We start from the raw sequence: 18,490 nt of genomic DNA, 5'->3' as shown, positions 1-18,490 counted from the left end.
CACGCCCCCAGTTGGCTTCTCGCGGTACCAGTGTTGCAGTGACCTGAATCACAGTGGACGGACTTTCGATGATGGTGGCATGACCAACTGGACCGTGACGGCCACCGACGCCGCGCGTTCGCCGCTCAACCGCGAGTACAACGCGGAGATGATCAGCCGCTACTGGGGGCGTCCGACGAACGACGCCGAGATCGACGCCTACGAACGCGACGAGCAGGACCACGACGTGCCCGTGTTCCTCGTGGCGTCGTGCGATGGCAACGATGTCGGCTGTCTGGGTATGCGCTTCCTCGACAACGGTGTCGGCGAGCTGACGCGGATGTTCGTGCGGACGCCGTTCCGCGGACAGGGCGCCGCGTCGGCGTTGATCGTCGCGATGGAGGCCGAGGCGCTGAAGCGCGGCGTCACCGTGCTGCGGCTCGACACGCGCAATGATCTCGTGGAGGCGCGGAGGCTGTACGCCAAGCACGGGTTCGTGGAGATTGCTCCGTACAACGCAGCCGAATACTCCGATCACTGGTTCGAGAAGAGGCTAACGTCCGCTCATCCGGTCGCGATGTCCTGAAGGGTCGGGATGACTCGCGCCAGGAGGCATTGAACATGCGGTTGCGTCCACTGGTGATGGCTGCTGCCGTCACCACGGCACTGGTGGTGACCCCGGCCTCGGCGGCTCCCGCCGGCCGGGTGCTCGGATACGTCGCCAACAACGGCGGCGGGGTGTCGGTGATCGACACGGCCACGAACGCGGTGTCCGCGACGATCGCCGACAGCGGCGGTAACTCGCCCTACATGGCAGCTGTCGCGTTCGACGGAACCCGTGGCTACGTCACGAACTCCGTGCAGAACACGCTCACGGTCATCGACACGCCGACCAACACGGTCGACAAGTCCGTTCCCGTCGGGTCCCACCCGGCGGGTGTCGCGGTCGCCCCCGGTGGCGGCTTCGTCTACGTCACCAACTATCTGGACGGCACGGTGTCCGTGGTCGACACGGCCACGCTGACGGTCACCGCGACCGTCACGGTCGGCTCGAACGCCGACGGTGTCGTCGTCACGAAGGACGGCAAGTCCGTCTACGTCACGCACGACCTGCCCGGACCGGGCAAGGTCTCGGTCATCGACACGACGTCCAACACCGTCGTCACCACGATCGCCGTCGGCAACGCGGCGACCGCGATCGCGGCGTCGGCGGACGGCACGCGGATGTACGTGGTCAACAAGGGTTCGGACAGCGTCTCCGCCATCGACGTGGCCTCGCGCACCGTCGTCGGCACCGCGTCCGTCGGCTTCACGCCGCACGGCATCGCGTTGGCGCCCAACGGAACCAGGGCGTACGTGACGAACAGCGAGTTCGACTCGGTGTCCGTCGTGGACCTCACCACGATGACCGAACTGCAGAAGATCTTCGTCGGCGATCGTCCGATCAGCGTGGCCCTCACGCCGGACGGCGCTTCCGCCTACGTGACGAACTTCAACAGCAACACGGTGTCGATCATCGACACGGCGTCCAACACGGTCACCGGCACCATCGCCGTGGGCCAGCGCCCGGTGGGCATCGCGATCAACTTCGTGCCGCCCGCCGCGTCGAAGCTCGTGTCCGGGTCCGCGCAGTTGCAACTGCGGCTCCTCGGCTTCACGGTCCGCTCGCTCGACGCGACGCTGACCGACAAGCACACCGGGGCGCCGATCGCCGGCCAGTCGATCGTCTTCCGCACGGTGAAGGGCAACCCGCTCTGCACCGCGACGACCAACTCGTCCGGCAAGGCCACGTGCGACGCCCAGGTGGCGTTGCTGGTCGGCCTGTCCACCCTGCTGCAGGGCTTCACGGCCTCGTACGCGGGCGACAACGAGCACGGCGGGGCCTCTTCGCACGGGTACATCACCCTGCTTTAGGCCTGTCAGAAGTAGTGATGGCTTGTCGCATCCCTCGGCTCGGGTGAAGTGCCCGGGTCGAGGGATGTTCTTTCCGGTGAGCACCGAGTCCGATGTGGACGGACGCTCGACGTGGACGTCGTCGGGGCGAGAGCGTGGGGGACGCGCGGCTGACCTGCTAGGCAGCCAGGGGAAGGTCGCTCCGGAGAGCCTGGACGTAGTCCTCGCAGGACTGGCGGCAGGCGACTCCGTGGACGACCTGCCACCCTGCGGGCACCTGCAGCACCGCGGGCCAGATCGAGTACTGGCCCGCCGGGCTGACCAGCACCAGGAACATGGTGTGAGCCTGAGCGAACGGGGAAGTCATGCCCCCAGGGTGACCTGCGACACCTATGGTCCGGCTATCTCTACGCTCAAGCTCACTCGTCCGCGTGGTTCCCGATCTTGGCCCGCGTGTGATTACGTGGTGCCCGTGACTGTGGAACAGGTGGTCCTCCTGGCCGAGGACGGTTCGGCCATCGGCGTTGAGGACAAGGCAGCGGTGCACCACGCGGACACCCCGCTGCACCTGGCGTTCTCCAGCTACGTCTTCGACTCGGCGGGCAACACGGTCCTCACCCGCCGCGCGCTGCACAAGAAGACCTTCCCGGGCCTGTGGACCAACACCTGCTGCGGCCACCCCCTGCCGGAAGAGGACATGGCCCAGGCCGTTCTGCGCCGTCTGCGGGACGAACTCGGCATGAAGACCCCCGAACCCGAGCTCCTGTTGCCGGCCTTCCGCTACCGCGCGGAGATGGACGGCGTCGTCGAGAACGAGATGTGCCCGGTGTTCCGCGTGCTCTCCGACGACGAGCCCGTGCCGAACCCGGACGAGGTCGACTCGACCGAACGGGTGGCGTGGAGCGAGTACGCGTCCGGTGTGCTGGACGGGACGCGCGCGGTGTCGCCGTGGTCCCGGCTGCAGGTCGCCGAACTGGTGAAGCTGGGGCCGGATCCGCTGGCGTGGCCGGTGGCGGGCCCGGCCGGACTCCCGAAGGCCGTGAAGCTCGGGTCCTGATCACGACCCGGCGATCAGGGTCACCCCGAGAGTGATCATCACGGCCGCGATCAGGCCGTCCAGCACCCGCCACGCGCGGGGCCTCGCGAACAACGGGCCCAGCAGGCGCGCGCCGTACCCGAGCGCGACGAACCACGTGATGCTCGCGGTCACCGCGCCGACGCCGAACAGCCAGCGGCCGGCCGCGATCGAGCCGAGCAGCAACACCGTGTCGAGGTAGACGTGCGGGTTGAGCCACGTCAGTGCCAGCGCGGTCAGGACGGGACGGGTGTTCACGTCCCCGGCCGCCCGAAGCGCTGACGGGTGGAAGGCCCGGCGTGCCGCCAGGAAGCCGTAGCCCAGCAGGAAAACACCGCCCGCGATCGCGGCGACGGTGATCGCCGCCGGGAACATCTTCACGATCGCCCCGAATCCGGCGACGCCCGCGGCGACCAGGATCGCGTCCGAGAGGGCGCAGACGGCGACGACCTTGGCGACCGCGTGCTTGCGAAGCCCCTGGCGCAGCACGAAAGCGTTCTGCGCGCCGATCGCGACGATCAGGGTCATCATGGTGCCGAAGCCGAGCAGCAGATCAGTCACGCGGTCCACGCTATTGACGCCGTCTTGATGAGGCCAGCTACAGATTCTTACGTATCATTAGCAGCCGTGATGGATTTGGACCTGGTGCGCACGCTGCTCGCGGTCGTGGACGCGGGCACGTTCGACGCTGCCGCCGCCGCGTTGCACGTCACGCCTTCCGCTGTCTCACAACGCATCAAAGCGCTGGAGCAGCGGACCGGACGCGTGTTGCTGGTGCGGGCGCGCCCGGTGCGGCTGACGCCGTCCGGCGAGGTGATCGTCCGCTACGGTCGGCAACTGCTCGCACTGGACCAGGATCTCGACGCGGCGCTGGGCGAGGACGCCGTCGTGCGGGTGCCGATCGCGGTGAACGCCGACTCGCTCGCCACCTGGTTCCTGCCCGCGCTGCAACGGGTTTCGCCGTCGCTGCGAATCTCGTTCGACCTGCACCGCGAGGACCAGGACCACACGACGGCGTTGCTGCGGCAAGGGGTGGTGATGGCGGCGGTGACGTCCTCGCGTGAGCCGGTCGCGGGCTGCTCGGTCACCAAGCTGGGGGAGATCCGTTACGCCGCAATGGCATCGCGGCCGTACGTGGAGCGGCACGAGGCCGGACCGCTGAAGTCGTGGCTGCCCGACGCGCCGGTGGTCGTGTTCGACCGCAACGACGACCTGCAGGACCGGTTCGTGCGCACGCTGACCCGTGGCCGCGGCGCCTCGGAGCACCGCCACTTCGTTCCCTCGTCCGAGGTGTACGTGCGGACGATCGTGGCGGGTCTCGGCTGGGGAATGGTGCCGCCGCAACAGCTCCAGGACGGCCTGGTCGACCTCGCGCCGGGCCGCACCATCTCCGTGCCGCTGTACTGGCAGCAGTGGAAGCTCGACTCGCCTGCGCTGAACGCCGTGGCCGAGGCGGTCGCGCAGGAGGCGGGCACAGCTCTCCGGAGTTAGCCTCGACGCCATGACCGGCGAACCGATGAACCTCGACGGGAAGACCGCGGTCATCTACGGCGGCGCGGGCAACGTCGGCGGCGCGATCGCGGCGGCGTTCACCAGGGCCGGTGCCGACGTGCACCTGGCCGGGCGCACCGAGGCGACGCTCAAGGCGAAGGCCGACGAGCTCAACGCCCGTTACGCCGTGGTCGACGCGCTGGACGAGGAGGCGGTGGACCGGCACGCCGCCACGTTCGACCGGATCGACATCTCCGTCAACGTCACCACCGACAACGACGTCCAGGGCACGCCGATGGTCGAGATGAGTGTCGAGGACTACCTCAGTCCGGTCGTGTCGGCGGTCAGGTCGAAGTTCCTCACGGCGCGGGCGGCGGCGCGGCACATGACCAGGCAGGGCGAGGGCGTCATCCTGTTCTTCGGCGGCACCGGCGAGCCGTCGGCGCACCGGAAGTGGCAGCTCGGCGGCCTGCTCGCGGCGTTCGACGCGGTGGAGTCCATGCGCCGTCAGCTCGCGGCCGAACTCGGACCGCACGGTGTGCGGGTGGTGACGTTGCAGACCGGTGGCATCCCCGAGTCGGTGCCTCAAGAGCATCGGGCGCCGATCGAGGAGGACATCGTCGGCGACACGCTGCTCGGCCGGGCCGCGACGCTGGAAGACGTCGGCAGGGCTGCCGTGTTCGCCGCCTCGGACTGGGGGCGCACCATCACGGGAGCGCAGGTCAACATCACCTGCGGCAGCGTCTTCGGCTGAAAGCTGGTGAAAGCCTGTGCGCGAGCTGTCGGGTTCCTGAACCCAGGAACCCGGCACGTTCACCGGGGCGTTGTCCGTTATGTGCTGATACCTCGACTAGCCGCCACCGGCGGTTCACTCGCCGTCGTCGCGACGGTGGCCATGGTCGGCCTGCTCGACCTGACCGTCGGCCCGCTGCGCCGCACGATCAGCGAGTACGCGCTGGGCGACTACCGCACGGTCTTCGACATCGCGGTGGTGTCGCTGGCCGTGGGCTCGCTCGCGATCCTCGCCGTTCTGGTCCACAAAGGACTGACAAGATGGCGTTCGGGAGGCGCGATCGCGCTCACCCTGTGGTCGATCGGCCTGTTCCTCGTCGTGGTGTTCCCCAAGACGAACTGGGCCATGGGCACCAACGAGCTGAGCGGAAGCATTCACCGGTTCGGCAGCATGATCGCGTTCGTCAGCCTGCCGATCGCCATCATCCTGCTGGCGCGGCCGTGGCTGCGGGATCACGTGTGGGGCAAGCACGCGAGATGGACGATGGCGTCCGGTTTGTTGAGTGTTGTCGCATTCATGCCCCTCCTCTACGCCATTGTGCTGGGCATGGTCTCCGACGTTCGGTGGTGGCGCGTGTTCCCGTTGGGCTACATAGAGAGGATCTTGCTCGCCGCGGAGGTGGCGGCTGTTCTGGTCGTCGGGCTGTGGGCCATCGCGGCCAGTAGGGTTGCGCCATGGCGAGTTGGGGAGACCTCGCGGATTACGTCCGCGCCGAGTACGACGTCATCCACGACGAGGACGAGGAGCTGAGGATCCTCTTCACCTTCGGGGACGAGGACGAAGGCGACGATGAACGCACGCAGGTCGTGATCATCGTCAGGGAAGTGCTCGACAAGATGCACGAGTGGGTGCAGATCGCGTCCCCGTGCGGGCTGGCCAAGGACGTGGACCTCCGCGCGGTGCTGGCGGAGGTGGGCAACTCGACCGTCGCGTGCGGCCTCGCGATCATGGGGGAGCACGTCGTCGTCCGGCACTCGTTGCCGCTCAAGGATCTCGACATCCACGAGTTCACCGATCCGCTCCAGTTGCTCGCCGGTACCGCTGACACGCTCGAAGAACAGTTCTGGGGAGGCGACGGCTACTGATGTTCGACCTGACTCCCGCGGCTGATCAGCTCGCGGGTCTGGTGTGCAACGTGACCGACGGCGATCTGAAGGCGCCGACCCCGTGTCCCGACTACACGGTCGGCGACCTGCTCGACCACGTGAACGGCCTGTCGGTCGCGTTCACCGCGGCGGCGCTGAAGACCCCGCTCGAAGGCTCGGGCTCCGGTGACGCGGCGCGACTGCCACTCGACTTCCGCGAGTCCGTGCCGGCGAGGCTCGAAGAACTGGCGAAGGCCTGGCGTTCGCCGGGGGCGTGGGAGGGCATGACCCGCGCCGGCGGCGTCGACCTGCCCGGCGAGGTCGCCGGTGCCGTGGCGCTGGACGAGATCGTGCTGCACGGCTGGGATCTCGCCAAGGCGACCGGGCAGCCGTTCGAGGTCGAGGAAGGCCTGCTCCACGTCGTGCACGGCTTCGTGGCGTCGATCGGACCCGACGATCGCGACGGCTCGCTCTTCGGAGCCGCGGTGGAGGTCGACTCGACCGCGCCACTGCTCGACCGTGTCCTGGGACTCAGTGGGCGGAACCCGGAGTGGACCTAGGTTAGGCTCTCCTAATGTGAGAGCCATTACGGTGCAGGTTCGGGCAGGGCTGGGCGTGGGACGTCTCGCCGCCGCCATGGATTCCCTGGTGGAACTGCATCCTGAGCTGTGTCGCTCCGGCTTCGCGCATCACGAGGTCGCGGACCCCGTCGCCGCCACCCCCGCCGCCCTCGCGGAGGCGGAGGCGGGGCTCGACCTGCGGACCGGCGTCCTGATGCACGTGGTGTGGCTCGACGCCGGCCCCGTGCACTCCGGCCGGATGGTGCTGGTGCTGCACGACATCGTGGCCGACCGGCTGCCGCGCGTCCTGCCGTGGCTGGTGCGGGCCTGGAAGCAGCCCGCGCTGGTCAGTTGACCCTGCGCGCCACGAACACGTGCTCCCGGCCAGGCCGGTCGGGTGCGTCGCGCACGTCGACCACCTCGAAGCCGCAGCGCGTCAGGCTCTGCTCGATCTCGGGACGCGACCGGAACCGCAGCGTCGAGTCCGAGGAGATCACCGAGCCGTCCGGGAACTGGTAGGTGTGCCGGAACGACACGAACGGCAGGCTCACGTTGAGCAGTTCGAGTTGCTCTCGCACCCCGACCAGCACCCGCGGCTTCGCCCGGGACCAGTCCTCCCAGGCGCGGTGCTCCGGGCGGCGCGTCTCGAACACGAAGTGCCCGCCCGGCTTGAGCGCCCGGCGCACCCCGCGCAGCGTGGCCTCCCAGTCGTCGCCCAGGAACACCTGGGCGACGTTCCCGGTCATCGTCGCGAGGTCGACCGACAGCGCGGGCAGCGTGGTCGCGTCGCCGTGGATCCAGGTGACCCTGGACTCCTTGGCGCGCGCGATCTCCAGCGACGCCAGCGCCGGATCCACCCCGACGACGGTCCGGCCGGACGACGCCAGCATCACCGCCAGGCTGCCCGTTCCGCAGCCGACGTCGAGCACGCTCGCCGCCTCCAGTTCGGCCGCGATGCCGAGATACAGGTTCAGGTCCACGCGCGGCCCGTCGAAGGCGTCGTAGAGCCGAGCCAGTCTTGGGTCGGCGAAAATCGCGTCAGGCATGCCACATCCTAGGTCCGACCACGAAGGGCATCAGCAACTCGATCACCTCGCGGTCAGGTCGTCCGTTGAGTTCTTCCTCGGCGACCCGTCGCGCGATTCCGGCCAGGAAGTCGGCAACCTGCACGCGGGCGTCGTACTGCGAGTCGACCAGCGTCAGGCTTTGCAGCCGTGGCGCGAGTTTCTTGAGCTGCCGGATCCGTCCATCGGTGAGCGACAGCTGCTGGTCGTGCACGATCGACACCGGCCCGCCCCCCGAAGTCTGCCACTGCGCCACCGCGCGCAGGATGGCGGGGAACAGTGGGTCGAGATTCCCGCGCGGACCACGGGCCCGCAGCAGGTCGTTGTAGAGCTCCAGCGGCCCCGTCACACCGCCGAACTCGGCACGTACCCGCGAGGCGAGGTACCGCCGTTTGTCCACGAGTTGTACGCGCGCCTTGCCCGCCAATGGGCCGTCTGGCCCCAAGAACCACAACAGCACCCACCTGTTCTTCTGCCGCAGCAGGTGGTTCGCCTTGTACTCCAGCGCGGGTGACTTGATCATCTCGCGCAGCGTCTCGACGCACGCCGAGGCCTCCTCCCGCGAGAGCAGCACTCCGGCATGGGCGAAGACCGCGGTGACCCCGCCGACGAGCTTCTCGCCCTCGGACCCCGACTCGTCGCAGGCGATCTCCATCAGGACATCCGGAAGACGGGGCCGCGAGCGCGGAACGGCAGATGCGCGCCCGCCGGGATCAGGAACGCGTGCTCGCGCCGAATCCTCAGCACGTCGCATCCGGCGTCGGTGATGATGAGAATCGGACCGGCCTCGGGAAAGTCGGGGGCACGTTCGAGCAGGTCGACACCGGGCTGCAGCACCGTTCCGCCGCGCCCGCGCACCGTCACGCGGCCCGCGATGTCCTCCACGGGCACGTATCCAGCGTCATATGCCATCGCGTCACAGAAAACCACGCGTGCGGCGGGCACGTCACGTGCCGCGGCGTAAGAAGCGATCGCGCCGAGTGCCTTTCCCAGCAGTTGGGGGTCCATCGAGCCGGACGTGTCGAGCACGACGCCGAACGTCGACCGTGCCTCCAGCGACTCCGGCCGCACCCAGCCGGGCCGTGGAATGTCCGGAGTGGACGCTTGTCGCCGTGACGCGCGGGCATAGGTGCGGCGCTTCTCCACGGCCGGAACGAACTCCTCGAACCACCGCGCCAGCTGGGCGTCCCACGACAGCGGCGGGTGCTCCAGTGCCCGGATCTCCTCTACCAGTCCTGCGGGCAGGAGCCCACGAGACGACGTGTGGTAGCTCAGCCCCGTCAGCAACGCACGCCGGTAGAAGTCGTCCAGATCGGCCACGTCCGAAGGCCCGCGAAGAGGGTCGCCGAGCAGGTCGCCCTGATGGTTTCCCCTCAACGTGAGCAGCTTGCGGTACCGCCGCAGGTCCACCGCGATCCGGTCGTAGACCGACTCCGCCGAAAGGCCGCGCAGCTCGGGGTCGTGCAGGACCCCGGAAGGCGGGGAACCGACGCCCATCTCGACCAGCCAGCCGTTCACCACGAAGTCGGCGGCGATGTTCCACAGGTACGGATCCCGCCCGCCGACCCGGTCGCCGTGGCGCAGCGCGGCGTGCAACATCTCGTGCGCGAGCACGAACCGCCACTCCTGCCGGGAAAGCCCGGCCAGCGGGTTCACGTAGATCTCTGCCGAGGCCGCGGACACCGCCGCGATCGAGATGTCCCAGCCCCGCGCCAGTTCCGCGTCCGCCACCACCTTCATCGTCGACGCCAACGCGCCCAGCAGCGGGTAGTTCGACACGAACCAGCCCAGCGCGAGATCCCACTCCGTCTTCAGCGGCCGTGCGTCGGACAACGACGACCGCGCGCCACCCGCCACTTCGATCGCGGCCACGGCGGCGTTGGAGAGCCCGGCCGCGAACCGTTCCGCCCACTTCTTCGGGTCCTTCGACTCCTCGCCGCGCACACAGCTGCCCGGTCTCCACGACGGTGGCCGCGTGCCGAACCTCAGCGCGGGCTGGAAGTCCAGCACGTCTTCACAGGAGTGCGTGCTGAAACCCAGGTGCAGCAGGCAATGCGCGAACACCCACGTCCACTCGTCCTCGCTCGCCTGCCGTGACGGGTGGGCGCGCAACTTGCCGTCGAGCGAGATGTCGGCCCACGGGTGCTCGGAGAGCCGGAACACGTACGAGCCGAGAGCGGCGAACAGCGGATGGGCGGCAATCCGCTTCTCCGCCGTGTCGAACGCCACCACGGCTGGATACGCACTGACCTTGGTGCGCTTCCTCATGCGCGTGCGGCGACCAGTCGGGGCAGGTCGCGGGTGACCTCGACGAGGAACCACGCGGGCAGCACGGGATTGCCGTCGTCGTCGGCCGCGATCACCATCTGCGCGATCTCCAGCGACAGCTCGGCCAGTTCCAGCAGCAGCGCCTTGCCGCGGTGCGCCAGCTGCTTGCCGGCCGCCGGCGCGTGCGCCTTGTCGTGCGGCAGCTCCTTCACCAGCCGTGCGCGGAACGCCTCGGCCAGGAAGTACAGCAGGTCGCGGTCGTGGGGAGCGGACGGCCACCGAGCGTCGCCGCGCAGCACGGCCTCCAGCCCGTACGCGTGCCGCACGGTCTTCACGTACGCCTTGAACATCGACGCGTGGTTCGCGGTGACCGTGCCGAACGCCAGCACCTCCAGCAGGTCGTCGGAGATGTCGTCGCCGAACGAGTGCAGCGCGTCGGAGAGCATGTGCCAGCCACGTGGCGTGGAGAACGACTCCTCCACCTTGGGTGCCGCGCTCCACAGGTGGTCCGGGCGCTGCGTCAGGTACTCCAGCACCCACGGGTGGATGTCGCTCTCACGCGCCCATGCCAGCCAGTCCTTCGAAGATGCCGTGAGGTGCACGTGGATCATGCGGTTCACGAGTGCGGACGCCATCGGGCGCGCCAGGGCGTTGTCGACCGCCCGGTTGCCGGCGCCGATCACGATCGAGCCCTTCGGCAGCTCGTAGGCGCCGATGCGCCGGTCGAGGATCAGCGAGTAGAACGCCTTCTGCACCTCGGGGGAGCTCGCGTTCAACTCGTCCAGGAACAGGCAGTACGGGTCCTGCCGTGCGATGGACTCCGGCGGGGCGAACCGGGAACGGCCACCGACCAGTTCCGGAACTCCGATGAGGTCCTCCGGCGCGAGCTGCGTGCCCAGCAGCGTCACGCACTCCAGGCCCAGCTCGGCGGCGAACTTGCGGACGAGCGAGGACTTGCCGATACCCGGTGCTCCCCACAGGAAGACCGGCCGGACGACGGCGACGTGCAGCAGCACCTCCGGGAGCTGCGCAGGGGTCACGGTGACTTTGGATCGCATCAGGTGGTCGAGGATGCCTCATCCGACTTGTTCCGGTCGCCCGAATTTGTTGACACGAGCAGTGGTCTAGTGCTGTGATTCAAGCCACCACTGATAGGAAACCTTCTTAACTAAATCGCCGCCGCGCCCTGCTGTTCCCCTCACACAGGAGGCACCTGTGGCCAGACCCCTGTTCCTGGTCGTACCAGCGGCTCTCGCACTCGCCGTGGTTCCGGCCGTCGCCCTCGCCGCCCCGGTCCAGTACCAGGCGGAGAGCGCGACGATCTCCAACGGCCTCGTCGAGTCCAACCACGCCGGCTTCACCGGTTCGGGCTTCGTCAACTACGACAACGAGGTCGGCAGCTCCGTCGAGTTCACCGTGAACGCGGGCACCGCCGGTCCGGCGGCACTCACGTTCCGGTTCGCCAACGGCACCACGGCGAACCGCCCGATGGACATCTCCGTCAACGGCACCGTGGTGGCGTCGAACTTCTCGTTCCCGGCCACCGGCGCGTGGACCACGTGGACGACCAAGTCCACGACGGTCACCCTGAACGCGGGCTCGAACACCATCAAGACGGTCGCGACGACGGTGAACGGCGGTCCGAACCTGGACCGCGTCGACGTCGACGCCCAGTCGGGCACGCCGGACACCGTGGCTCCCTCGGTACCGGGCAACCTGCGCTCGACCGGCACCACGTCGTCCTCGGTGTCGCTGGCGTGGAACGCGTCCACCGACAACGTGGGCGTCGCCGGGTACGTCCTGTCCAACGGGCAGACCGCGGCCGGCACCACGCACACCGTGACCGGCCTGACGCCGGACACCGCGTACACCTTCACCGTGCAGGCGCGCGACGCGGCGGGCAACCTGTCCGGCGCCTCGAACTCCATCTCGGTGCGCACGCAGCCGGGCACGCCCGGCGGCACCAGGCCGCACGACATCAACGGCCTGCTGCGCGTGTGCGGTGTGCAGCTGTGCAACCAGTACGGCAAGCCGATCCAGCTGCGCGGCATGAGCACGCACGGCATCCAGTGGTACCACCAGTGCGCCAAGTCCCAGTGGTGGGACGCGCTGGTGAACGACTGGAACGCGGACTTCATCCGCGTCGCCATGTACATCCAGGAGGACGGGTACGAGACCGACCCCCGCAAGTTCACCGACATGATGCACGGGTACATCGAGGAAGCCACGCGTCGCGGCATCTACGTCCTCGTGGACTGGCACCAGCTCTCGCCCGGTGACCCGAACTACAACCTGTCCCGCGCCAAGACGTTCTTCACGGAGATCGCCAACCGGCACAAGGACAAGACGAACATCATCTACGACATCGCCAACGAGCCCAACGGCACGTCGTGGGCGAAGGTCAAGTCCTACGCCGAGCAGATGATCCCGGTCATCCGCAACATCGACCCGGACAGCCTCATCGTCTCGGGCACGAACGGCTGGTCGACGTTCGGCCACTCCGACGGCGAGGACCCGTCGGTGGTGCTGAACAACAAGGTCAACGCGACCAACTTCATGTACTCGTTCCACTTCTACGCCAACTCGCACAAGCAGGCGTACATCGACGTCCTGAACCGCGTCTCCAGCGCTGTTCCGGTGTTCGTGACCGAGTTCGGCACGCAGACGGCGTCCGGCGGCGGCTCGAACGACTTCACGACGTCGCAGAAGTACATCGACCTGATGGCCCAGAAGAAGATCTCGTGGGCCAACTGGAACTACTCCGACGACGGCCTGTCGGGCGCGGTGTTCAAGACGGGTACCTGCTCCGGCACGAACTTCTCGGGTACCGGTGTGCTGAAGGAAGCCGGTGTGTGGGTGCGCGAGCGCATCAGGACGCCGGACAACTTCCCGACCAGCTGAACTGAATGAGGAAGGGGTGGCCGCTTCGGCGGCCACCCCTTCCTCTCACGTCAACGGCCAGGTGTGCACGGGTTCGTTGGCGTGCATCAGGTCCACATAGGTCCGGAGCATCGTGCGCAACGCGTCCGCCCGGTCCATGTGCGTGTGGTCGTAGTGCCGGTGGAACTCCCGCGCCTGCCAAGTAGCGCCGTTCACGCCGCTCAGGCACCGCTGCTCGATCACGCCCAGTAAACGGTCACGCTCGGCCGAGTCGACGCCCCACCGGATCAGTCCCTCGTGCGCCAGCGGCAGCAACCGGCGCAGCACCAGCTCGACCACCGGCACGGTGCCGACGCCGGGCCAGTACATCTGCGCGTCCATCCCGTTGCGCGAGGCGGCGTTGAAGTTCTCCTCCGCCGCCTGGAAGCTCATCTGCGACCACAGTGGACGCTCGTCCTCCGCCAAAGCGCGCACCAGCCCGAAGTACAGGGCGGCGTTGGCCAGGGTGTCCACGATGGTCGGCCCGGCCGGCAGCACGCGGTTCTCGACGCGCAGGTGCGGGCGGTCGCGGACCACGTCGTACACGGGCCGGTTCCAGCGGTAGATGGTGCCGTTGTGCAGCTTCAGCTCGCTCAGCGCGGGCGTGTCGCCCTTGTCGAGCACCGCCAGCGGGTCCTCGTCGTCGGTGATGGGCAGCAACGCGGGGAAGTAGCGGACGTTCTCCTCGAACAGGTCGAAGATCGAGTTGATCCACCGCTCGCCGAACCACACGCGCGGCCGCACGCCCTGGGCCTTGAGCTCGTCGCCCCTGGTGTCGGTGGCCTGCTGGAACAGGGCGATGCGGGTCTCGCGCCAGAGCTCCTTGCCGAGGAAGAACGGCGAGTTGGCGCCGACGGCGACCTGCACGCCCGCGATGGCCTGGGCGGCGTTCCAGTACGCGGGGAACTGCTCCGGCGACACCTGCAGGTGCAGCTGCGTGCTCGTGCAGGCGGCCTCCGGGACGATCGAGCTGGCCGTGAGGTGCAGCCGCTCGACGCCGTCGATGGAGATCTGCAGGTCCTCGCCCCGCGCGGCCAGCACCTGCTCGTTGAGCAACGCGTAGCGCGGGTTGCCGGAGAGCAGGCCGGGGGAGATGTCCTGGGTGCGCAGGGTCGGCAGGATGCCGTTGATGACCATGTGCGCGCCGACCGCCCGCGCCTTCTCCTCGGCGTCGTTGAGACTGCGGCGGACGGTCTCCTCGAACGACGTGATGCCGCCGCCCGCGAGCCGGCGCGGGGCCACGTTGATCTCGATGTTCCACTGGCCGAGCTCGGTCACGAAGTCCGGGTCGTCGATGACGTCCAGGGCCTCGTGGTTCTTCATCGCCGGATCGCAGTTCTCGTCGATGAGGTTGATCTCGATCTCCAGGCCGGTCATCGGCCTTTCGAAGTCGAAGCGCGCTTCACGCAGCATCCGCGCGAACACGTCGAGACATCGCCGCACCTTGGTGCGGTACCGCGTGCGGTCCTCGCGCGTGAACTCGTGCTTCGCGACGTCCTCGCCCATGGTGGCCTCCCGGCGGTCGAGGGTTCAGCCCACCACTCTGCACCATGGTTGATCAAGCCGACACCCGTGTCTTGTTGCGAAACAGGACAGGCCCCGGAACGCCCTCACCCGCGCGCGGGCACGGCGATCACGGTGAGCAGGAGGTCGCCCTGCACCAGCCAGCGGCCGTCGAACCCGGCGATCGGGGTGTCGGCCAGCAGGATGCGCGAGTGGAACGTGCCGTCGGCGTTGAGCGTGATGTCCGCGTCCTCGAACCCGAGCCAGCGCCGCGTGACCGGGTACCAGGCCTTGTAGGTGGACTCCTTGGCGCTGAACAGCAGCCGGTCCCAGCAGATCTTCGGGTCGTCGACCTTCAGCCCCGGCATCCTGCGCAGCTCGGCCGGGATGGCGATCGCGCCCAGCACGCCGTCCGGCGCGGGCTTGTGCGGTTCGGCGTCGATGCCGATCGTCTCGAAGTCGCTCGCGCGTGCCAGCGCCGCGGCCCGGTAGCCGGCGCAGTGCGTGAGGCTGCCGACGATCCCCGCCGGCCACAGCGGCTCGCGCTTCGGGCCCGGCAGGATCGGGGCGGGCTCGACGTCGAGCTGCCGCATCGCCTCGCGGGCACACGCGCGGACCGTGCCGAACTCGAACCGGCGCTTGGGCACGGCGTTGCCCAGCAGCGCCTCCTCCTCGGGGAAGAGGTCGGCCGGCTGCTCGTCGTCGTACCGCTCCACCGCCGCGACGGGCGGGGGAAGAACCTGCTCCAGCACGGTCACGCCTCCCGGAGCACGTCGTGCAGCTTCACCTGGGTGGTGCCGCGTGGTTTCCACTCGCGCGGGTAGCCGAGCGAGACCTCGTCGAAGCGCACGCCGTCGTAGTGCGTCGTGCGGGGGATGTGCAGGTGGCCGTAGACCATCTCGACCACGTTGAACCGCTTGTGCCAGTCGGCGGTCAGCGTCGTGCCGCACCAGAGCGCGAACTCGGGGTAGCGCAACACGAACGTGGGGTCGCGGACGAGCGGGTAGTGGTTGATCAGCACGGTCGGGCCCTGGATCTGGGCGAGCCGCTCCTCGGTCTCCTTGACGCGCGCCTGACACCACGCCTCACGGGACGGGTACGGGTCTGGGTGCAGGAAGTACTCGTCCGTGCACACCACACCCGCTTCGTGCGCGATGGCGAGGGCCGACTTCACGTCCGTGGCGCCGTGCGGCCGAAAGGAGTAGTCGTAACCGAGGAAAAGTGGACAGACGGTGACCGGACCCCGGGGACCGTCGAACGTGACGTACGGGTCTTCCGGCGTCACGACGTCGAGGCTGCGGCACAGCTCCACGAGCTGCTTGTAGCGCATCTCGCCGCGGGCCTGGTTGGGGTCGTCCTTGGTGGTCCACAGCTCGTGGTTGCCGGGCGACCAGATCAGCTTCGCGAACTTCGGCCGGAGGGTGGCGAGCGTCCACTCGATGTCGGCGAACTTCTCGCCGATGTCCCCGGCGATGATCAGCCAGTCGGTCTCGTCCGGTGAGGCGATCGTCTCCACGACCTGGCGGTTGTCCTGGTAGGAGACGTGCAGGTCGCTGGTGGCCAAGAGCTTCACAGTTCGAACGGTATCTGTGGCGTCAACGACCGGATCATTGCCCTCCGGTGGGCCACCCGTTCGTGAGAGCGGTACCACGACCGGTTATCCGTTCGTCGCAGACAGTGCGCCACTCGTCTCAACAGGGCAAGCCGCGTATCGCCGCCGCACGCCCGTTCACCGCCTTTTATGGCCTACCTACTTACCTGTTTTCTGGCCTCCTTCCTACTGTGAGCGCTGTCACCTGACGGAAAAGTCCTGGCGGAGGACCCCATGACCGACTCACAGTTCGCTCGCACCCCGGACCCGCGACTCTCGCGACAGGTCCCGCCCCGTCAGGTGCCAGGACGCCCAGTTCCCCCACGCCAGACGCCCGCGGGCCAGATCCCGCCTCGTCAGGCGGCCGTGAGCCAGGTCCCCACCCGCTACGGCCAGCCGGTCGACCCCCGCCTCGCGGGCAACCCGTCGTTCCGCCGCACGGTGGGCGCCGAGATCGCCCGCCACGCCCAGCAGCACCAGGCCTACGCCGTCCCCCAGCGCCGCACCACGGCCGAGGACACGGCCCTGGCCACCCTGCTCCGCTCCCGTCAGCGCGCCGAGTCCGCCCGCCAGGACCAGCGGCCCGCCGACGTGGCGCAGCGCCCCGACGCGTGGATGCGCACGTCCGCCTGGCCCGAGTCCGGCATGGAGTCCGGCCGCGGTGACGTCATCGACCAGCTCTCCGCCCGCCTCGTCTCGGCGAACCTCTGGGCCGTCGTGGAGCCGCTCATCCCGCCGGCCAAGGTCCGCCGTCAGGGCGGCGGCCGCGGCCGGGTGTGCAGCCGTTCGGTGTTCACCGCGATCGTGTTCGTGCTGTCGTCCGGATGCGCCTGGCGGCACCTGCCGGCGTCGTTCGGCGTGACCGTGCCGACCGTGCACCGGCGGTTCCAGGAGTGGACCGACCTGGGGCTGTGGGTCCGGCTCCGGCGTGCCGCTGCCGAGGGCGCATGCGGGACCGAGGAGATCGACTGGATCCGCGCGGTGCTGGACGCGGCGGACCGCCGGGCCGCGAAGGCCGCCAGCTGATCTCTCCCTTTGCTTCGCCGGAGTCACCCTGAGAAAGGGTGGCTCCGGCGTTTTCGTGCGCTCACATGCCGTTGATGCCCGCGTGGTACTTCGGCACCCGCACGGTGATCTTCGTGCCCAGCCCGCAGGCGGTCTCCACGACCAGCCCGTACTCGTCCCCGTACACGCGCCGCAGCCGTTCGTCGATGTTGCCGAGCCCGATGCCGGCCGACTCGTCCACCTGCCCTGCCAGCGTCCGGCGCAGCTTCTCCGGGTCCATGCCGATGCCGTCGTCCTCGATCGTGATGTGCGCTTCGGCGCCGCCGTCGTTGGCGTAGATCTGGATGTGGCCGGGCTCGACCTTGCCCTCCATGCCGTGCCGGACGGCGTTCTCGACCAGCGGCTGCAGGCACAGGAACGGCACGGTCACCGGCAGCACCTCGGGCGCCACCTGCAGCGTCACCTTCAGCCGTTCGCCGAAGCGCGCCCGTTCCAGGGCCAGGTACTGGTCGATCGAGCGCAGTTCCTCGGCCAGGGTCGTGAAGTCGCCGTGGCGGCGGAACGAGTAGCGGGTGAAGTCCGCGAAGTCCAGGAGCAGGGTCCGGGCGCGCTCCGGGTTCGTGCGGACGTAGGAGGCGATGGCGGACAGCGAGTTGTAGATGAAGTGCGGCGAGATCTGCGCGCGCAGGGCCCGCACCTCCGCCTCGACCAGCCGGGTCCGGGAGCGGTCCAGTTCGGCGAGTTCCAGCTGGCCCGCCGCCCAGCGGGCCACCTGGTTCGTCGCGCGCACGAGGCCGGCCGAGGCTTCGCGGGAGTAGGCGGCCAGGGTGCCGACGACGCGGCCCTCGACGGTCAGCGGGGCCACGACCGCGCAGTTGATCGGGCAGTTCGGTTCGGTGCAGCCGATGTCGAACGCCTGGGTGCGGCCGGTCAGGAAGACGTCCTCGGCCTGGGCCATGGCCTCGGCCGCGTGGTGGTCGGAGACGCCCTCCCAGGCCACGACCTCCGTCTCGTCGGTCAGCGCCAGAGCCGGGGTGTCGAGCAACGTGCGCAGGTGCCGGGCGGACTTCTTCGCCGCGTCGGGGACGAGACCGGCGCGCAGCGGGGGAGCGGCGGACCAGGCCGTGTGCAGGGTTTCGTAGGTGACGCGCTGGGCCTCGGTCGAGAGCGACTGCTTGTTGCGCGTGCCCCGCCACAGGACGAGCACGGCCGCTCCGCCCACGAACAGGATCGCGGCGGCGGTGAGGAAGTCCTGCATGTCACA

The 18,490-nt window shown here is 68.8% G+C and carries 20 protein-coding genes and 1 pseudogene; 11 read left to right on the top strand and 10 right to left on the bottom strand.

Going from position 1 to position 18,490, the window contains the following annotated elements; genetic code table 11:
* Window positions 1–79: 79 nt before the first annotated feature.
* Both SK854_RS02630 and SK854_RS02625 read left to right on the top strand, forming a co-directional pair.
* Complete coding sequence (locus SK854_RS02630; protein WP_319973308.1) at window positions 80–565, top strand: GNAT family N-acetyltransferase; 486 nt, start codon at window positions 80–82, stop codon at window positions 563–565.
* A gap of 35 nt (window positions 566–600) precedes the next feature.
* On the top strand, window positions 601–1,893 hold the full coding sequence (locus SK854_RS02625; protein WP_319973307.1) for a YVTN family beta-propeller repeat protein: 1,293 nt from the start codon (window positions 601–603) through the stop codon (window positions 1,891–1,893).
* A gap of 157 nt (window positions 1,894–2,050) precedes the next feature.
* Here the strand turns inward: SK854_RS02625 and SK854_RS02620 are convergent, their stop codons facing one another.
* Window positions 2,051–2,239 (bottom strand): MbtH family protein, encoded by a 189-nt coding sequence (locus SK854_RS02620; RefSeq protein WP_319973306.1) that lies wholly within the window; start codon window positions 2,237–2,239, stop codon window positions 2,051–2,053.
* A gap of 111 nt (window positions 2,240–2,350) precedes the next feature.
* Between SK854_RS02620 and idi the strand changes: the two genes are divergently transcribed.
* Window positions 2,351–2,929: an isopentenyl-diphosphate Delta-isomerase gene (idi, locus tag SK854_RS02615; protein ID WP_319973708.1), complete on the top strand. Its 579-nt coding sequence runs from the start codon at window positions 2,351–2,353 to the stop codon at window positions 2,927–2,929.
* Here idi and SK854_RS02610 read toward each other — a convergent pair whose 3' ends face one another.
* Window positions 2,930–3,478 carry a LysE/ArgO family amino acid transporter gene (locus tag SK854_RS02610; protein ID WP_319973707.1) on the bottom strand — a complete coding sequence of 183 codons (549 nt, stop codon included), beginning with the start codon at window positions 3,476–3,478 and terminating at the stop codon, window positions 2,930–2,932. It abuts the gene before it with no gap.
* 99 nt (window positions 3,479–3,577) lie between these two features.
* On the opposite strand from SK854_RS02610, the gene SK854_RS02605 reads away from it, so the two are divergent.
* From SK854_RS02605 to SK854_RS02580, 6 genes are all read left to right on the top strand, one after another.
* A complete protein-coding gene (locus SK854_RS02605; protein ID WP_319973706.1) occupies window positions 3,578–4,438 on the top strand; it encodes a LysR family transcriptional regulator ArgP in 861 nt (286 codons plus the stop codon).
* Between the two features lie 10 nt (window positions 4,439–4,448).
* Window positions 4,449–5,192: an SDR family NAD(P)-dependent oxidoreductase gene (locus SK854_RS02600; protein WP_455032256.1), complete on the top strand. Its 744-nt coding sequence runs from the start codon at window positions 4,449–4,451 to the stop codon at window positions 5,190–5,192.
* An 81-nt stretch (window positions 5,193–5,273) separates the two neighbouring features.
* Window positions 5,274–5,981, top strand: a complete 708-nt coding sequence (locus tag SK854_RS02595) for a DUF998 domain-containing protein (protein WP_319973305.1) — start codon at window positions 5,274–5,276, stop codon at window positions 5,979–5,981.
* Entirely contained in the window at window positions 5,906–6,316 is a 411-nt protein-coding gene (locus SK854_RS02590) for a type III secretion system chaperone family protein (RefSeq protein ID WP_319973304.1), read from the top strand. The genes SK854_RS02595 and SK854_RS02590 overlap by 76 nt, the downstream gene beginning before the upstream one ends.
* Window positions 6,316–6,876 carry a TIGR03086 family metal-binding protein gene (locus SK854_RS02585; RefSeq protein WP_319973303.1) on the top strand — a complete coding sequence of 187 codons (561 nt, stop codon included), beginning with the start codon at window positions 6,316–6,318 and terminating at the stop codon, window positions 6,874–6,876. Before SK854_RS02590 ends, SK854_RS02585 begins: the two co-directional genes overlap by 1 nt.
* Before the next feature lie 16 nt (window positions 6,877–6,892).
* Window positions 6,893–7,231, top strand: coding sequence for a hypothetical protein (locus tag SK854_RS02580; protein ID WP_319973302.1), 339 nt, complete (start codon window positions 6,893–6,895; stop codon window positions 7,229–7,231).
* Here SK854_RS02580 and SK854_RS02575 read toward each other — a convergent pair.
* From SK854_RS02575 to SK854_RS02560, 4 genes are read right to left on the bottom strand one after another with little or no spacing between them, the layout of a single operon-like run.
* The gene (locus SK854_RS02575) at window positions 7,224–7,922 is read right to left on the bottom strand and encodes a class I SAM-dependent methyltransferase (protein WP_093588135.1); all 699 of its coding nucleotides are present in this window, start codon (window positions 7,920–7,922) and stop codon (window positions 7,224–7,226) included. The two genes, SK854_RS02580 and SK854_RS02575, sit on opposite strands and share 8 nt — an antisense overlap.
* Complete coding sequence (locus SK854_RS02570; RefSeq protein ID WP_319973301.1) at window positions 7,915–8,595, bottom strand: DUF3800 domain-containing protein; 681 nt, start codon at window positions 8,593–8,595, stop codon at window positions 7,915–7,917. Before SK854_RS02570 ends, SK854_RS02575 begins: the two co-directional genes overlap by 8 nt.
* Complete coding sequence (locus SK854_RS02565) at window positions 8,595–10,208, bottom strand: vWA domain-containing protein (RefSeq protein WP_319973300.1); 1,614 nt, start codon at window positions 10,206–10,208, stop codon at window positions 8,595–8,597. Before SK854_RS02565 ends, SK854_RS02570 begins: the two co-directional genes overlap by 1 nt.
* Entirely contained in the window at window positions 10,205–11,266 is a 1,062-nt protein-coding gene (locus tag SK854_RS02560; RefSeq protein ID WP_319973299.1) for a MoxR family ATPase, read from the bottom strand. Before SK854_RS02560 ends, SK854_RS02565 begins: the two co-directional genes overlap by 4 nt.
* Window positions 11,267–11,423: 157 nt before the next feature.
* Here SK854_RS02560 and SK854_RS02555 point away from each other — a divergent pair, with 157 nt between their 5' ends.
* Window positions 11,424–13,109 carry a cellulase family glycosylhydrolase gene (locus SK854_RS02555; protein ID WP_319973298.1) on the top strand — a complete coding sequence of 562 codons (1,686 nt, stop codon included), beginning with the start codon at window positions 11,424–11,426 and terminating at the stop codon, window positions 13,107–13,109.
* Window positions 13,110–13,154: 45 nt separating this feature from the next.
* Here the strand turns inward: SK854_RS02555 and SK854_RS02550 are convergent, their stop codons facing one another.
* From SK854_RS02550 to SK854_RS02540, 3 genes are all read right to left on the bottom strand, one after another.
* Window positions 13,155–14,633, bottom strand: a complete 1,479-nt coding sequence (locus SK854_RS02550; protein WP_319973297.1) for a glutamate--cysteine ligase — start codon at window positions 14,631–14,633, stop codon at window positions 13,155–13,157.
* 104 nt (window positions 14,634–14,737) lie between these two features.
* Window positions 14,738–15,388 (bottom strand): 4'-phosphopantetheinyl transferase family protein, encoded by a 651-nt coding sequence (locus SK854_RS02545; protein WP_319973296.1) that lies wholly within the window; start codon window positions 15,386–15,388, stop codon window positions 14,738–14,740.
* The gene (locus SK854_RS02540) at window positions 15,385–16,203 is read right to left on the bottom strand and encodes a metallophosphoesterase family protein (protein ID WP_319973295.1); all 819 of its coding nucleotides are present in this window, start codon (window positions 16,201–16,203) and stop codon (window positions 15,385–15,387) included. Before SK854_RS02540 ends, SK854_RS02545 begins: the two co-directional genes overlap by 4 nt.
* Before the next feature lie 663 nt (window positions 16,204–16,866).
* Here SK854_RS02540 and SK854_RS02535 point away from each other — a divergent pair.
* Window positions 16,867–17,244, top strand: a pseudogene (locus tag SK854_RS02535) (transposase); the annotation flags it as partial.
* 64 nt (window positions 17,245–17,308) lie between these two features.
* On the opposite strand, the gene SK854_RS02530 reads toward SK854_RS02535, so the two are convergent.
* A complete protein-coding gene (locus tag SK854_RS02530) occupies window positions 17,309–18,484 on the bottom strand; it encodes a sensor histidine kinase (RefSeq protein ID WP_319973294.1) in 1,176 nt (391 codons plus the stop codon).
* Between the last annotated feature and the right edge of the window lie 6 nt (window positions 18,485–18,490).

This window comes from Lentzea sokolovensis (assembly GCF_033949975.1).
Lineage (GTDB): Bacteria > Actinomycetota > Actinomycetes > Mycobacteriales > Pseudonocardiaceae > Lentzea > Lentzea sokolovensis.
This window is presented reverse-complemented; position numbering and strand designations above follow the sequence as displayed.

Coding starts and splice junctions, on each gene's coding strand:
- SK854_RS02575 (WP_093588135.1), bottom strand. CDS start 7,922: ATGCCTGACGCGATTTTCGCCGACCCAAGACTGGCTCGGCTCTACGAC.
- SK854_RS02630 (WP_319973308.1), top strand. CDS start 80: ATGACCAACTGGACCGTGACGGCCACCGACGCCGCGCGTTCGCCGCTC.
- SK854_RS02570 (WP_319973301.1), bottom strand. CDS start 8,595: ATGGAGATCGCCTGCGACGAGTCGGGGTCCGAGGGCGAGAAGCTCGTC.
- SK854_RS02605 (WP_319973706.1), top strand. CDS start 3,578: ATGGATTTGGACCTGGTGCGCACGCTGCTCGCGGTCGTGGACGCGGGC.
- SK854_RS02590 (WP_319973304.1), top strand. CDS start 5,906: ATGGCGAGTTGGGGAGACCTCGCGGATTACGTCCGCGCCGAGTACGAC.
- SK854_RS02585 (WP_319973303.1), top strand. CDS start 6,316: ATGTTCGACCTGACTCCCGCGGCTGATCAGCTCGCGGGTCTGGTGTGC.
- SK854_RS02530 (WP_319973294.1), bottom strand. CDS start 18,484: ATGCAGGACTTCCTCACCGCCGCCGCGATCCTGTTCGTGGGCGGAGCG.
- SK854_RS02610 (WP_319973707.1), bottom strand. CDS start 3,478: ATGATGACCCTGATCGTCGCGATCGGCGCGCAGAACGCTTTCGTGCTG.
- SK854_RS02600 (WP_455032256.1), top strand. CDS start 4,449: ATGACCGGCGAACCGATGAACCTCGACGGGAAGACCGCGGTCATCTAC.
- SK854_RS02565 (WP_319973300.1), bottom strand. CDS start 10,208: ATGAGGAAGCGCACCAAGGTCAGTGCGTATCCAGCCGTGGTGGCGTTC.
- SK854_RS02625 (WP_319973307.1), top strand. CDS start 601: ATGCGGTTGCGTCCACTGGTGATGGCTGCTGCCGTCACCACGGCACTG.
- SK854_RS02620 (WP_319973306.1), bottom strand. CDS start 2,239: ATGACTTCCCCGTTCGCTCAGGCTCACACCATGTTCCTGGTGCTGGTC.
- SK854_RS02560 (WP_319973299.1), bottom strand. CDS start 11,266: ATGCGATCCAAAGTCACCGTGACCCCTGCGCAGCTCCCGGAGGTGCTG.
- SK854_RS02550 (WP_319973297.1), bottom strand. CDS start 14,633: ATGGGCGAGGACGTCGCGAAGCACGAGTTCACGCGCGAGGACCGCACG.